At 77.7% G+C, this 13,483-nt stretch carries 15 protein-coding genes; 7 read left to right on the forward strand and 8 right to left on the reverse strand.

Annotated features, from left to right (window positions below; all coding sequences use genetic code 11):
- Positions 1-19: 19 nt before the first annotated feature.
- From aroC to aroB, 3 genes are read left to right on the forward strand one after another with little or no spacing between them, the layout of a single operon-like run.
- Positions 20-1,237 carry a chorismate synthase gene (gene aroC, locus GSF02_RS12660; protein WP_159796958.1) on the forward strand — a complete coding sequence of 406 codons (1,218 nt, stop codon included), beginning with the start codon at positions 20-22 and terminating at the stop codon, positions 1,235-1,237.
- On the forward strand, positions 1,234-1,821 hold the full coding sequence (locus GSF02_RS12665) for a shikimate kinase (RefSeq protein WP_235915540.1): 588 nt from the start codon (positions 1,234-1,236) through the stop codon (positions 1,819-1,821). Before aroC ends, GSF02_RS12665 begins: the two co-directional genes overlap by 4 nt.
- Complete coding sequence (gene aroB / locus GSF02_RS12670) at positions 1,818-2,966, forward strand: 3-dehydroquinate synthase (protein ID WP_159796961.1); 1,149 nt, start codon at positions 1,818-1,820, stop codon at positions 2,964-2,966. The genes GSF02_RS12665 and aroB overlap by 4 nt, the downstream gene beginning before the upstream one ends.
- A 72-nt stretch (positions 2,967-3,038) precedes the next feature.
- On the opposite strand, the gene GSF02_RS12675 is transcribed toward aroB, so the two are convergent.
- Together GSF02_RS12675 and GSF02_RS12680 are read right to left on the reverse strand one after the other, a co-directional pair.
- Positions 3,039-3,839, reverse strand: coding sequence for a glycerophosphodiester phosphodiesterase family protein (locus tag GSF02_RS12675; RefSeq protein WP_159796964.1), 801 nt, complete (start codon positions 3,837-3,839; stop codon positions 3,039-3,041).
- Positions 3,836-4,744, reverse strand: coding sequence for an alpha/beta fold hydrolase (locus tag GSF02_RS12680; protein WP_235915541.1), 909 nt, complete (start codon positions 4,742-4,744; stop codon positions 3,836-3,838). The genes GSF02_RS12675 and GSF02_RS12680 overlap by 4 nt, the downstream gene beginning before the upstream one ends.
- Before the next feature lie 273 nt (positions 4,745-5,017).
- Here GSF02_RS12680 and GSF02_RS12685 point away from each other — a divergent pair, with 273 nt between their 5' ends.
- Together GSF02_RS12685 and GSF02_RS12690 are read left to right on the forward strand one after the other, a co-directional pair.
- Complete coding sequence (locus GSF02_RS12685; protein ID WP_159796970.1) at positions 5,018-5,320, forward strand: hypothetical protein; 303 nt, start codon at positions 5,018-5,020, stop codon at positions 5,318-5,320.
- 113 nt (positions 5,321-5,433) lie between these two features.
- The gene (locus tag GSF02_RS12690; RefSeq protein WP_159796973.1) at positions 5,434-6,093 is read left to right on the forward strand and encodes a hypothetical protein; all 660 of its coding nucleotides are present in this window, start codon (positions 5,434-5,436) and stop codon (positions 6,091-6,093) included.
- Here the strand turns inward: GSF02_RS12690 and GSF02_RS12695 are convergent.
- From GSF02_RS12695 to GSF02_RS12705, 3 genes are all read right to left on the reverse strand, one after another.
- Positions 6,090-6,737 carry a class F sortase gene (locus tag GSF02_RS12695; RefSeq protein ID WP_159796976.1) on the reverse strand — a complete coding sequence of 216 codons (648 nt, stop codon included), beginning with the start codon at positions 6,735-6,737 and terminating at the stop codon, positions 6,090-6,092. The genes GSF02_RS12690 and GSF02_RS12695 overlap by 4 nt on opposite strands.
- An 86-nt stretch (positions 6,738-6,823) precedes the next feature.
- Positions 6,824-7,474, reverse strand: coding sequence for a DUF4142 domain-containing protein (locus GSF02_RS12700; protein WP_159796979.1), 651 nt, complete (start codon positions 7,472-7,474; stop codon positions 6,824-6,826).
- A 108-nt stretch (positions 7,475-7,582) separates the two neighbouring features.
- A complete protein-coding gene (locus GSF02_RS12705) occupies positions 7,583-8,968 on the reverse strand; it encodes an acetamidase/formamidase family protein (protein WP_159796982.1) in 1,386 nt (461 codons plus the stop codon).
- Between the two features lie 227 nt (positions 8,969-9,195).
- On the opposite strand from GSF02_RS12705, the gene GSF02_RS12710 reads away from it, so the two are divergent.
- Positions 9,196-9,372, forward strand: coding sequence for a hypothetical protein (locus tag GSF02_RS12710; RefSeq protein WP_159796985.1), 177 nt, complete (start codon positions 9,196-9,198; stop codon positions 9,370-9,372).
- Positions 9,373-9,452: 80 nt separating this feature from the next.
- Here GSF02_RS12710 and GSF02_RS12715 read toward each other — a convergent pair whose 3' ends face one another.
- The 3 genes from GSF02_RS12715 to GSF02_RS12725 form a co-directional block, all read right to left on the reverse strand.
- On the reverse strand, positions 9,453-10,295 hold the full coding sequence (locus GSF02_RS12715) for an alpha/beta fold hydrolase (protein ID WP_159796988.1): 843 nt from the start codon (positions 10,293-10,295) through the stop codon (positions 9,453-9,455).
- 77 nt (positions 10,296-10,372) lie between these two features.
- Positions 10,373-11,224 (reverse strand): CHAD domain-containing protein, encoded by an 852-nt coding sequence (locus tag GSF02_RS12720; protein WP_159796991.1) that lies wholly within the window; start codon positions 11,222-11,224, stop codon positions 10,373-10,375.
- Positions 11,225-11,284: 60 nt separating this feature from the next.
- On the reverse strand, positions 11,285-12,169 hold the full coding sequence (locus tag GSF02_RS12725) for an alpha/beta fold hydrolase (RefSeq protein WP_159796994.1): 885 nt from the start codon (positions 12,167-12,169) through the stop codon (positions 11,285-11,287).
- A gap of 167 nt (positions 12,170-12,336) precedes the next feature.
- Here GSF02_RS12725 and GSF02_RS12730 point away from each other — a divergent pair.
- A partial coding sequence (locus GSF02_RS12730) for an AfsR/SARP family transcriptional regulator (protein WP_268892884.1) occupies positions 12,337-13,483 on the forward strand: 1,147 nt, incomplete at its 3' end.

Below are 13,483 nucleotides of genomic sequence, written 5' to 3' on the forward strand. Positions count from 1 at the left end.
CCCGTGGGAGAATCGGCGCATGCTGCGCTGGTTGACGTCGGGGGAGTCGCACGGTCCGTCGCTCGTGGGGGTGCTGGAGGGGCTGCCGGCCGGGGTCGAGCTGGTGACCGCCGACATCCAGGCGGCGCTCGCCCGCCGACGCCTCGGGTACGGCCGCGGCGCCCGTCAGAAGTTCGAGCAGGACGAGGTGCGCGTGCTCGCCGGGCTGCGCCACGGCGTCACCCAGGGCGGCCCGCTGACCATCGAGATCGGCAACTCCGAGTGGCCCAAGTGGGTCGACGTGATGGCTCCCGACCCGGTGCCCGCCGAGGCGCTGCTCGTCGACGCCGGCACGGGCGACGCGCGCGAGGTCGCCCGCAACCGGCCGCTGACCCGCCCGCGCCCGGGCCACGCCGACCTGATCGGCATGCGCAAGTACGGCTTCGCCGACGCCCGTCCCGTCCTGGAGCGCGCCAGCGCCCGCGAGACCGCCACCCGCGTCGCCCTCGGCACCGCCGCCGCGCGCTTCCTCGAGCAGGCGCTGGGCGTGCGGCTGGTGTCCCACGTCGTCGCGATCGGGCCGGTGGACGTGCCGGACGGCGCGCCCGTGCCGACGCCGGACGACGTGGCGCGCCTGGACGCCGACCCGGTGCGCTGCTTCGACGCCGCGACGTCTGCGGCGATGGTGGCCGAGATCGACGAGTGCCACAAGGACGGCGACACCCTCGGCGGCGTCGTCGAGGTGCTCGCCTACGGGGTGCCCTCCGGGCTGGGCACGTACGCGCACGGCGACCGCCGCCTCGACGCGCGGCTCGCGGCGGCGCTCATGGGCATCCAGGCCATCAAGGGCGTCGAGGTCGGCGACGGCTTCCGCACCGCGCGCCGGCGCGGGTCCGAGGCGCACGACGAGATCGTGCGCGGCGAGGACGGGCGCCTGCACCGGCTGTCGAACCGGGCCGGCGGCGTCGAGGGCGGCATGAGCAACGGCGAGGTGCTGCGCGTGCGCGCCGCCATGAAGCCCATCTCGACCGTCCCGCGCGCCCTGCGCACCGTCGACGTGGCCACCGGCGAGCCGGTCACGGCGCACCACCAGCGCTCGGACGTGTGCGCCGTGCCGCCGGCCGCGGTCGTTGCGGAGGCGATGGTCGCGCTCGTGCTCGCCGACGCCGCCGTGGAGAAGTTCGGCGGCGACTCGGTGGCCGAGGTGCGCCGCAACGCTCAGGCCTACCTCGAGGCTATGCCGGAGCTGCTGCGGTGACCGACCGGACGGCGGACGCCGGCGAGGTGCGCCCGGTGCTCGTGCTCGTCGGGCCGCCCGGCAGCGGCAAGTCGACGGTCGGCGAGACGCTCGCCGCGCGCCGCGGCGTGGCGTTCCGGGACACCGACCACGACGTCGAGGCGACGGCCGGCAAGCCGATCTCGGACATCTTCGTCGACGACGGCGAGCCGGCGTTCCGCGCCCTGGAGCGCGAGGCGGTCGCCGCCGCGCTCGGCGCGCACGACGGCGTGCTGGCGCTCGGCGGCGGCGCCGTCCTCGACCCCGCCACGCAGGAGCGGCTCGCCGCCTACGCCGCCGCGGGCGGCGCCGTCGTCTTCCTCGACGTCTCGCTCGCACACGCCGCGCCGCGGGTGGGCCTCAACCGGTCGCGCCCGCTGCTGCTCGGCAACCCGCGGGCGCAGTGGCAGGCCCTCATGGAGGCCCGCCGCCCCGTCTACGAGCGGGTCGCGACCGTCCGGGTGCTCACCGACGGGCTCACGCCCGCGCAGGTGGCCGACCGGGTCGAGCAGGCCCGCGACCCCTCAGCCGTCCCACCCACCACCTCCGAGGAGCCCTCCGCATGACGTCCCCCGCCCGCGTCACCGTGCACGGCGACAAGCCCTACGACGTCGTCATCGGCCGGCACCTGCTCGGCGAGCTGCCCGGCCTGCTCGGGCGCGGCGTGCGCCGTGTGCTGGTGATGCACCCGGCGTCGCTGGAAGCGACCGGTGAGGCGGTGCGCGAGGACCTCGTCGCGCAGGGCTACGAGGCGTTCGCCGTCGAGCTGCCCGACGCCGAGGAGCAGAAGACCGCCCAGGTGGCGGCGTTCTGCTGGCAGGTGCTCGGCCAGGCGGACTTCACGCGCTCGGACGCCATCGTCTCCGTGGGCGGCGGCGCCACCACCGACCTCGCCGGGTTCGTGGCGGCCACCTGGCTGCGCGGCATCAAGGTCGTGCACCTGCCCACGACGCTGCTGGCCATGGTCGACGCCGCGGTGGGCGGCAAGACCGGCATCAACACCGCCGAGGGCAAGAACCTCGTGGGCGCGTTCCACCCGCCGGCCGGCGTGCTGTGCGACCTGGCGGCGCTGGAGTCGCTGGACCGCTGGGACCTGGTCGCGGGCCTGGCCGAGGTGGTCAAGACGGGCTTCATCGCGGACCCGCGCATCCTCGAGCTCGTGGAGGAGCACGCGGACGCGCTGCGCGAGTGGGGCACCCGCCCGACCGCCGACGAGACCTGGGCGGTGCTCGCCGAGCTCGTCGAGCGGTCGGTGGCCGTCAAGGCGCGCGTGGTGGGGGAGGACCTCACCGAGCAGGGCCTGCGGGAGATCCTCAACTACGGCCACACGCTCGGGCACGCCATCGAGCTCGCCGAGCGCTACCAGTGGCGCCACGGCGCGGCGGTCGCCGTCGGCATGGTGTTCGCCGCCGAGCTCGCGCGGCTCGGCGGGCGCCTGCCGGACGAGGTCGTGGACCGGCACCGGGCCATCCTCACCTCGCTGGGGCTGCCCGTCACCTACCGCGGGGACCGCTGGGAGCAGCTGCTCGGCGCGATGCGCCGGGACAAGAAGACCCGCGGCGACCTGCTGCGGTTCGTGGTGCTCGAGGACGTCGCCAAGCCGACCCGGCTCGAGGGGCCGGACCCCGCGCTGCTGGCCGCCGCGTACGCCGAGATCTCCAAGGAGCCGCCGACGGGACGCCCGGGCGTGCCGGTGCAGCTGGGCGTCTGACGGCCGCCGCGCCCGCCGGCGCCCGTGGCGGCCGTGGCCGCTCGGTGCCGGCCGCGGCGGCCGGCCGCCGGCTCAGGCCCACAGGCCGCGGGCCGTCAGGACGTCGCGCAGCAGGTCGGCGCGGTCGGTGACGATCCCGTCGACGCCGAGGTCGAGCAGGCGGTGCATGGTCGCCGGGTCGTTGACCGTCCACACGTGCACGTGCCGGCCGGCGGCGTGGGCCGCGGCCACGGTGCGGGCGTCGACGACGGTCAGCCCCCGCTGCTCGACCGGCACCTGCAGGGCGTCGACCCGGCGCAGCGCTGCGCGCGCGATCGCCGGGACGCGCAGGCGCGCCCCGGCGAGGAACCCCGCGACCTCGGTGGTGCCCGCGCTGGTGGCGACGGGGCGCGACAGCCGGGCGAGCGTGGCCCGGCGCCGGGCGGCGGAGAAGCTGGTGACGCAGACCCGGTCGTGGGCGCCCGTGCGCTCGATCGCCTCGGCGGTGGGAGCGACCCCGGAGTCCGCCTTGACGTCGACGTTGACCCGCAGGTGCGGCCAGGTGCCGAGCAGGTCCTCGAGCCGCGGGACGGGTTCCACCCCGCCGATGCGCGCGCGGCGCACCACGTCCCACGGCAGCTGGGCCACGAGGCCGCGCGCGTCGGTGGTGCGGTCGAGCGCGGCGTCGTGCAGGGCGACGGCCACGCCGTCGGCCGTGCCGTGCGCGTCCGTCTCGACGTACCGGTAGCCGAGGTCGACGGCGGCCTGGAACGCGGTCAGGGAGTTCTCCAGGCCCGAGTCGACGCCGCCGGGCCGGGCGAAGCCGCGATGAGCCAGCGCGGCGACGCCGGGCCGCCCGTCCGGCAGGCGGGTGTCGAGGTACGGGTGCGTCACGCGGCGGCCCCGCCGCGGGCCTGCGCCGCCTCGTGGCCCGCCGGCCGGGGGAGGCGGGCGTCGAGCCACTGCAGCACGCCCGCGAGGTAGGCCCGGCGCGGCGCGTCTGCGGACAGGCTCAGGTCGTGCACGCCGCCGCGCACGCGCAGCAGCGTCACGTCCTTGCCCAGCCGTGGCGCCGCGGCGACGATCTGGCCGACGTCGAGCACGGTGTCCTGGGCGTCGAGGTGCGGGTTGTCGGCGGCGTCCGGCCCGGAGGCCGCGGAGACGGCGACGAGCACCGGGCCGGAGATCGCGAGCCCCTGGGCCACGCGCGCCTGGGCCCGGCGTACCGCGCGCATCCAGCCCACGCGTACGGGCAGGCCCTCGGGCCGCTTGAGGCGCGGGTCGAACGCCCACCGGCCGCCGTTGTCGGCCAGCAGGTGGGTGGCGTACCAGGAGGGCTCGCGCTTCAGCGGCGCCAGCGGGCTCAGCGGGGCGAGGGTGTCGACCACCTTGGTGCCGACCCCGCGCGTGAGCGGGGAGCCGGGCAGGTCGAGGAACGGGGCGTCCAGGACGAGCGCGTCGGGACCGGCCGCCGCGCCGGTGGCACGGCGGTGGGCGTGCGCCCACAGGCTCGCGGTGAGCCCGCCGGTGGAGTGGGCGTGGACGACCAGGGGGAGGTCGGGGTGCTCGGCGCGGACCGCGCGGGCCGCCTGCGCGACGTCGGTGGCCTGCTCCTGCAGGTCGCTCACGTAGTGCGGCACCTGGCCCGCGCGCCAGGACCGGCCGGCGCCGCGCAGGTCGACGGCGTAGAACGCGTACCCGGCGTCGGCGAACGCCCGCGCCAGGTGGTCCTGGAAGAAGTAGTCGTTGTACCCGTGGACGTGCAGGACTGCTGCACGCGGCGCGCTGCTGTTCGTCATCGTTCCCATCGGCGCAGGTCGGGCGAGCTCCAGGACGTCGTCGACGCACGAGGCGCCCGACGCGCACTCAACGTACCGCAGCGCTGGACGAGGGTCCGGTCGGGATGCGCCGGTCTCCGCCGGCGGTCCTGAGACCTGAGCGGGGGGTGAAGAGCCATCCCCGCCCTTGGCGTCACGGCGGCGTCGTGGTGGTCTCGTCGTGGTGGTCTCGTCGTGGCCGGAGCGTGCGGCCGGTGAGAGACGCAGGCAAGCCCGGGACCGAGGGGGAAGCTCGTGGCCGATGACACCGACCCGACCGACGCGGTGCGGGCGATGCAGATCACGTTCGGCAGCGTGACGGTGCTGTCGGTCGTCGGCCTGCTGGTGGCCCCCGGCGTCGGGTCGACACCGGTCTTCCTGGCGGGCTTCTTCGCGCTGTTCTCGGCGTGCACTCTCCAGCGCGCGCTCCGCCGTGGCGTCGAGCGGGGCCTGGTCCCCAGGCGGGCCGTCGTCCCGGCGCTGGTCGTCGACCTCGCGGCCTCCGCCCTGCTCGGCTACCTCGCCGGGACGCTGGTCCAGGGCTGGCTCCTCGGGTGACGTGCCACGTCGTCCGCGCGCCCGGTGCGACGACGACCGGTGGCCCGGTGCATCCTGGGAGGACCGCGCCGCCCAGGTCGGGGCCGAGGGCGCGAGCTCGGAGGGACGAGGCGATGCACTACGTGACCCGCGCGGACGAGCGCAGCGTCGAGCTGCGCGGCGTCGCCGCCGGGCCCCGTCCCGCCGACGTCGTCGGCGGCCTCGTCGCGGGCATGGCGTCCGGGCAGCCGCGGATCGTCACGGGCATCGTCATGGGGCCGGTGGCGGTGGCCGTCGAGCGACGCGACGCGGCGCCCGGTGACGTCGCCGACGGCTGGCAGGACGTCGTGGAGATCAGCGCCCGGGCCGTCGAGGACGTCGTCGTGGCCGCGGGGACGTACGACGCCGCGCCGGCGGCACGGTTCGCGATCAACCCGCCGGGGGCCGACTGGTTCCGGCTGCGGGTGCACGCCCGCGGCCGCGACCTGGAGTACGACCTGGTGGCGACAGGGCCGCGCGAGGAGTACCTGCTCGTCGCCTGGCCCGCGCCGGCCGCTCCGCCGACGGTGCTGAGCGTCGGCTCGTCCGTCGCCCAGCGGCTCGAGGCCGGCCAGGCACGGTCCGGTCCCCGGGCCGCGCGGCGGCCGCCGCGAGCCCTTGCCGCCCCCCACTGGCACGAGAGCGCCGTCGACGCCGCGCGGCGGGCGCAGGCGCAGGCGAACCTGCTCCGGGTCGGCCGCGAGCAGCGCGAGCAGCGCGAGCAGCGCGAGCGGCGGGAGCGGCGGGAGCGCTAGCCGCCGGCGGCGTCCGACGCGCCGGGCTCCTGTCCCGGGGTGGCGACGAGCACGACGTTGTCCCGGTAGTGGTGAGCGGCACGGTCGAAGACGCCGCCGCAGGTGATCAGGACGAGCCGCGGGGGCCCGTCGGAGGCGAAGAGGTCGCGCGGCAGGCCGTCGGCCTTGGGGTAGGACCGGCGCTCCACGACGCGGTAGGTGACCGTGGTGCCGTCGGTCGTGGTGACGTCGACGACGGTGCCCACCGGGGCCTCGACCAGGCGGAGCATCGGGCCGGTCCCGGCGTCCGCGGCGTCGACGTGGGCGGCGACGACGGTCGCGCCGGCGGCCGCACCGGGCACGGCGCCGGCGGACCACCAGCCCAGCACGTCCGGGTCCGGCGGGATCTCGAGCGCGCCGTCCGGCGCGAGGCCGACGGGGACGACCTCCGCGCGGACGTCGACGTCGGGCGCGCTCAGGCGCGCCGGCCCCGCCACCGCCGGTGCCGCTGGCCTCGCCGCCGGGCGCACCTCGGCGCCCGCAGCGGACGGGTCCCGTGGCGCGCGGGGCGGGGTGGGCGCGACCGGGGCGACGGCGGTGGGGCCGGCCACGGCGACGTCCGGGACGGACAGTGCGGGCGCTCTCGCCAGCAGGCCCGTCCCCACCGCGACGCACCCCGCCCCGGCCGCGGCGAGGACCAGGGCCGCCGCAACGGGGACCGGGCGCCGGTGCCTGCGGCCCCGGTCCGGCCTCACGCGCGACGCCGGAGCAGGACGACGCCCGCGAGCACCACCGCGGCCAGGCCTGCGCCGACGAGGGCGACGGCGAGCACCGGGGAGGCGGACGCCGCCTGCCCGCCCGTGCCGGCGGGAACCCCGGTGGGCACGCCGAGGTCCTGGGCGGTGGCCAGCAGCGCGTCGAGGTGCTCCTGCACCACGGGCGCGGCAGCGCTCGCCAGGTCCTTCACCGACTGCTCGCTGCCCTGGGCCAGCTCCTCCTCGCCGGCCGCGATCGTCGCGCGGTGCGAGGCGATCTGGGACTCGACCCATGCGGTGTCGAACGCCTCCCCGGACTGGGCCTTCACGGAGGCGAGGGTCTGCTGCTGCTCCTCGGTCGGCTCGGAGGGCAGCGTGACGCCGAGCTGTTCGGCGGCGGCGGTCAGGTCGGCGTCGAGCTTCGTGTGGTCGTCGACGAGCATCTGACCGTGCTGGCGCACGACGTCGGTCGTCGCCTGCTGCAAGGCTGCCTGCCCCGCGGCGATCTCGGCGAGGTTGCCCTGGTGCGCGACGACCATCCACTCCTGGTCCTGCTCCGAGGGGGCGGCCGTGGCCGGGCCGACGGCGAGCAGCAGCGCACCGGCTGCTGCGGCGAGAACGGCGAGGGTGCGACGGAGAGCGGACATGGGGGCTCCTCGGTCGGAGGGACGGGCCCGGGGCCTCGGACCCGTCCTGCCATCGTGGGAGCCGCCGGTCCCCGTACGCACCTTCGGGCCGCGCTCGCCGCCGTGGGCTCAGGCCAGGTCGGCCTTGCGCAGCAGGCCGTGCACGCCAACGGTGCGGTCGACGACCTGCGAGACGACGAAGTCGGCCGCCGCGGACAGGTACGCGTACGCGACCGTCCGGTCGACGCCGTGGTCGTGCTCGAGGAAGTCGAGGGCGTTGACGACCGCGCGGCGCATGGCCACGTCCAGGTCGCTCGACTGGCCGTCCACCGACCCGTCCGGGTCGGAGAGCCCGATCGGGATCCACGCCTCGTCCGTCTCGGCGAACGGGTAGGAGTACGCCACCGACGGCGCGTCGCCGGAGCCCGGCTTGCACACCGTCAGCCGGAAGGTCCCGCGCAGCGACCCCTCCATCGCCGTGAGAGCCACCTCGCCGTCGCCCATCGCCATGTGCGGGTCGCCCACGTAGAACAGGGCGCCCTCGGCGGCGACCGGCAGGTAGAACGCCGAGCCGGTGCCGAGCTGGGAGATGTCGATGTTGCCGCCGCCGAGGGTGGGCGGGATCGAGTTCGCCTCCGGGGCGGTCAGGCCGGTGCTCTCCGCCCGGGCGACGCCCATGGTGCCGAAGAAGGTGCGCAGCGGGAAGCGCAGGCGCGACCGGCCGGAGCCGATGACCGCGTGGTCGCCCTGGATCCGGGCGAACACCGAGACGTTGCCGTAGTCGGTCGGGATGCCGGTGGCGCGCCCGTCGGTGGCGACGGGCGGCATGACCTCGTCGAGCCCGATGCCCGCCGGCGCGCCGCCGCCCGCCGCGCGGGCCAGGGCGCCCTTGCCGTGCCGGGAGGAGATGACGCCGTACGGCACGCGCGGCGTCGTCTCGAGCGTCTCGATCTTCAGCACGTCGCCCGGCTCGGCGCCCTCGACGAGCACCGGCCCGGTGATGACGTGCGGGCCGTCGACGTCGAAGCTGCGCTCGTGCCGGGAGTAGCCCGCCGCGATCGCGACGGCGTCGTCGAGCACCTCGCGGCGCCCGACGCCCTGCTGGCCGAACCACGCGACGGGGTCGCGGCCCTGGTCCTCCAGGATGCCCTCGTGGGAGACGGCGTCGATGGTGACCGTGCCGCCCGAGCGGACACGGGCCACCGGGGTGGCGTGCACCGAGGGCACGTAGCCCCACAGCACCTCGTCCACCTCCGAGCCGAGGTAGACGTCGCCGGCGATGCGCCCCGTGCCGGGCTGCAGGACCCCCGTGTACCGGCCGGCCCTGCCGGCGCCCCCGGTGAGGCCCGACGACGTCGCGCTCGCGGCGGTCGCGGTCGCGGCGGTGGCGCTCGCGGCGGTGCCGGTGGCGAGCGCCGCGCCGGCGCCGGCGCCCAGCGCGGCGCGCAGGAAGGTGCGGCGGCCGAGCCCCTCGACGAGGGTCCGGGCGATCTGGTGCTGCGGGGAGGTCGTCATGGTGCTCCTTCTGCCGGGCCGGCTGCCGTGCCGGGTGCCGCGACAGTAGGGACGCCGTGTTTCGCCCGTGTTCTGATGACATGTCCGGTTTGCAACGTGGGGCCGTCGGCCCGGGATGCGGCGCGGGCGAGCGCGCCTAGAGTGACAAGGAGACCGACAGCGCGCGTCGGCCCGAACCAGTAGTGCCTGCTCATCGCCGAGGGGGTCGACCCCGAGGAGGAAGTGCGATGGGCTGCGAGCACGTCTGGGAGCTCTGCGACGGCACGGCGCGCTGCTGGGTGTGCCACGCCCAGCGGTGCCGCCACCGAGCGTTCGGCGGCCAGTGCCTCGAGCGCCGCCGGCACGGCGGCTCCCACATCTTCCCCGGGGGGCTGTGCCTGCCCGCCACCGCCGGGGACGGCTGACCGCCGGCCCGCCACCGCCGCCGGCCGGGCGAGCGGACGACCGGACGACCGGCGCCCGGCCCCCCTGGTGACGGTCGGGCTCAGACCGCCGGCGGGGTGACCGGCGGCGCGACGCCCGTGCGGACCACCCGGGTGCGCGCCGCCGGCCCGACGTCGCCGACCGCCGTCCCGTCCAGCCAGCTGCGCACCGCGTGCGCGAGCTCCGCCGGGTGGCTGAAGTTCATGGCGTGCGGCGCCCCGAGCACGACGACGACCGACAGGTGCTCGGGCCCGAGAGCGGCGAGCTCGCGGACGCGGTAGGGCGGCGGCATCAGCGGGTCGCGGGACCCGACGACGGCAAGGGTCGGCACCGGCGTGCGCAGCAGCCGCTCGAGCGACGGGAAGCGGACCAGCTGGCGGAACGCGGCCAGGGCCGCCACCGGGCCGTAGTGCAGGTAGTCCGGCACCTGGTACCGGGCGATGCGGGGGTCCTCCCGCACGGCGTCCCGGGCGAGCTGGACCAGGGCGCGCGCGAACGGCTGGTTGTGCGCGCCGCCGGCGGGCGAGGCGACCACGACGCCGACGAACCGGTCGGGCGAGAGGTGCGCCGCCTCCAGGCTCACCGGCCCGCCCATCGAGTTGCCGACCAGCACGACGCGGTCGAGGCCGAGCGTGTCCAGCGTGCCGAGCAGGGCGTCGGCGAGGTGCGGGATGGACAGGGGCGGCCGCGGGCCGGGGCTCGCCCCGTGCCCGGGCAGGTCGGGGACGTACGCCGTCGCCCGGTCCGCCAGCGCCGCCGCCGTCGGCAGGAGGTACCGGCCGGACACGGCGAACCCGTGCACGTGCACCAGCGGGACCGCCCCCGCGACGGGCGGGCTGACCCGCACGGTGACCGGGCTGCCGGCCACGTCCACCTCGCGCACCACCCAGTCCACGGCGGTCATGGCGCCGATCGTCCCAGCCGACGCCCGTCGGCGAAGCACCCGGCGCGGGTGAGTCACGGTCGCGGTCTCGACCTCGCTCAGCCCCCCGGCGTGCCGGCCCGCGCGACGAGCGCGAGCGCGGCCAGCGCCGCCGACGCCCGGTCGCGCGCCGCGCCGGCCAGGGCGTCGAAGGGCTGCGGGTCCTCGCCGGCGGCGACGGCGTCGTCGCGCAGCTCGGCCAGGACCTGGCGCAGCACGACCGCGTCGTGGTGCGTGCCGAGCGCGTCGTGCACGGCCTCGTGACGCGCGGCGGCGCTCGCGGCGGCGTCGGCGGCTGCCCCGTCGCCCTGGGCGGCCACCTCGGCGACGTACCGGGCGCGCCTGGCCGCCTTGCGGACCCGGTGCAGGGCGTCGTCCAGCGCGGGCCCGGCGGCGGATGCGGCCCGGCGGGCCCGGCGGGCCACGCGGCGCTCGGCCTTCGCCAGGCGGCGCGGCAGCTCGTCCTCCCACGCGCGGTCGGCCTTGGCCGACAGGGGCGGCTCGGCGGCGACGTGCTCGAGGTCGGCCCGCAGCCGCAGGTGCTCGGGGGTGGCGAGGTGCTCGACGACGGCGTCGCGCGCGGAGGCCAGGCGCGGGCCGAGCGTGTCGCGGGCCCGCGCACGCGCGGCGTCCGCGCCGAGCTCCTCCAGCGCCGCGAGCTGCACCTCGAGGTCGCGGACGTCGCCCAGCCGGCGGCTCCACGCGCGCAGGCGGCCCGGCAGGTCGGCGGACGTGTCGCCGTCGAGCAGCCGCGGCAGGTCGGTCAGCGCGGTACGCAGCCGGCGGGCCGCGACGCGCGTGTCGTGGACGCACTCGGGGCCGCCCGCGACGACGTCGGCCTCTGCCGCGGCGAGGGCCGCGGCCTGGGCGCGCAGGTACGTCGCGAGGAGGGTGCCCGCCGTCGTGCGCATGCCGACGTCGTACCACGGCGGGCACCGGCGCTCCACCGCGCGGGGTGTCAGCGCGGGGTGTCAGCGCGCCAGCAGCGCGCGCAGCGCGGCCTCCACCTCGCCGGGAGCCGTCTCGGCCATGAAGTGGCCGGCGCGCGTGGTGCGGTGCTCCAGGTCCGCCGCCCACGGGCGCCACAGCTGCGCGGCGTCGTAGCCGAGCACCGCGCCCCAGTCCTGCTGGACCACGGTGACCGGCATCGCCAGGCGCCGTCCGGCGTCGCGGTCGGCGCGGTCGTGCTCGAGGTCGATCCCGGCCGAGGCCCGGTAGTCGGCGACGATCGACGGCACCGCCTCGCGGCACGCGCGCAGGTAGGCGGCCCGGACCTCGGCGTCGAACGGCGCGGGAGCTCCCGGGACGGTCCAGGCGTCGAGGAAGAAGGCGAAGAAGCTGTCGGCGGCGCCCGCGATCATCGCCTCCGGCAGCCCCGGCGGCTGGGCCATGAGGTACAGGTGGAACGCGACTGCCGCGTCCGCGCCGTGCAGCACGTCCCACATGTCCGGGGTCGGCAGCACGTCCAGCAGCGCCACGTGGGAGACGCGGTCGGCGTGGTCGAGGCCGGCGCGCATCGCCACGTGCGCCCCGCGGTCGTGGCCGGCGACGGCGAAGCGTTCGAAGCCGAGGGCCGCGGCGAGCGCCACGACGTCGGCGGCCATCGTGCGCTTGGAGTAGGTGTCCGGGCCGGACGCGGCCGGCTTGTCGCTCGCCCCGTAGCCGCGCAGGTCGGGCACGATCACGGTGTGGTCGGCCGCCAGGGCCGGGGCCACCCGCCGCCAGCACAGGTGGGTCTGCGGGAAGCCGTGCAGCAGGACGACGGGGTCGCCCGCGCCGCCGACGGCCGCGTGCAGCGCGACGCCGTCGGCCACCTGCACGCGGCGGGACGTGAAGCCGGGGATCTCGAGGGTCATGGTTCCTCCTTGAGGGGACGTGGCCGGACGGGGCGCGGAGGCGACGGGCGTCGCGGGACACCATCCGGGCGCCCCTAGGCTGGGCCGCGTCGATGAGCAGTCGATGAGCAGTCGACGAGCAGCGGACGAGCGACGCCGGCAGGGCGTCGAGGAGCGACGGAGGTGCGGTGGTCAGGGTCGGCGTCCTGGGGCCCGTGGCCGCGTGGTCCGACGACGGCGCCCCGGCGCCGCTGCGCGGCCCGCGCCACCGCGAGGTCCTGGGCCGGCTCGTGGCGGCCCGCGGCCGGACGGTCGCGGCGGCGACGCTCGTCGAGGACCTGTGGGGCGCAGGCTCGCGCCGCCTCGAGGGCGGCAGCGCGCCGGCGGACGGTCTCGCCGCGGTGCGCACGTTCGTCGCGGCGCTGCGGCGGGCGCTCGAGCCCGGCCGTGCGCCGCGCGCTGCGGCCCGGCTCCTGGTCACCGACGGCCCCGGCTACGCCCTGCGCCTGCCCGACGACGCGGTGGACGCCCGGCGGCTCGAGGCGGCCCTCGCCGGCGCCCGCGGCGCCGCGCCGGGGATCGCGCTCGAGCGGGTCGACGACGCGCTGGCGCTGTGGCGCGGCTCCCCGTACGCCGGGATCGACGCGGCCTGGGCGCGGGCCGAGCGGGCCCGCCTGACCGAGCTGCGCCTGGTCGCCGTCGAGCGCCGGGCCGCGGCTCTGGTCGCGCTGGGCCGGGGCGCCGAGGCCGTCGCGGACCTCGACGGCCACGTCGCAGCGCACCCCTGGCGCGAGGAGGGCTGGCGGCTCCTGGCCCTGGCGCTGTACCGCTCGGCCCGGCAGGCGGACGCGCTCGCCGTGCTGCGGCGGGCACGCGCCGCGCTCGCCGACGCGCTGGGCGTCGACCCCGGCCCCGAGCTGGCCCGGCTGGAGACCCGGCTGCTGCGCCACGAGGTCGGCGCCGGGCCGGCCGACGTCTGGGACGAGGTGGCCGGCGCCTACGCGCACGGCCCGGGGACCCGCGCGCGCCTGGAGGCGTCGGCCGACCTGCTGCGCACCCTGGCGGTCGCCGGCGAGCTGGCCCAGGCGCGGGGCGGGCGCGTCGCCGTCGTGCACGCCGCCGAGCAGCTCGGCGACCCCGAGCTCACCGCGCGCGTGCTGACCGCCTACGACGTCCCGGGCACCTGGAGCCGGTCCGACGACCCCGCCCAGGCCGCCGCGGTCGCGGCCGCCGCGGAGCGCACGCTGGCCGCGCTGCCCGACGCCGCCCCGCTGCCGCTGCGGGCGCGCCTGCACGCCGTCGTCGCGACCGAGACGCGCGGGCTGCGCGGCGACC

The organism is Puerhibacterium puerhi (genome assembly GCF_009846865.1).
Classification (GTDB): domain Bacteria; phylum Actinomycetota; class Actinomycetes; order Actinomycetales; family Cellulomonadaceae; genus Puerhibacterium; species Puerhibacterium puerhi.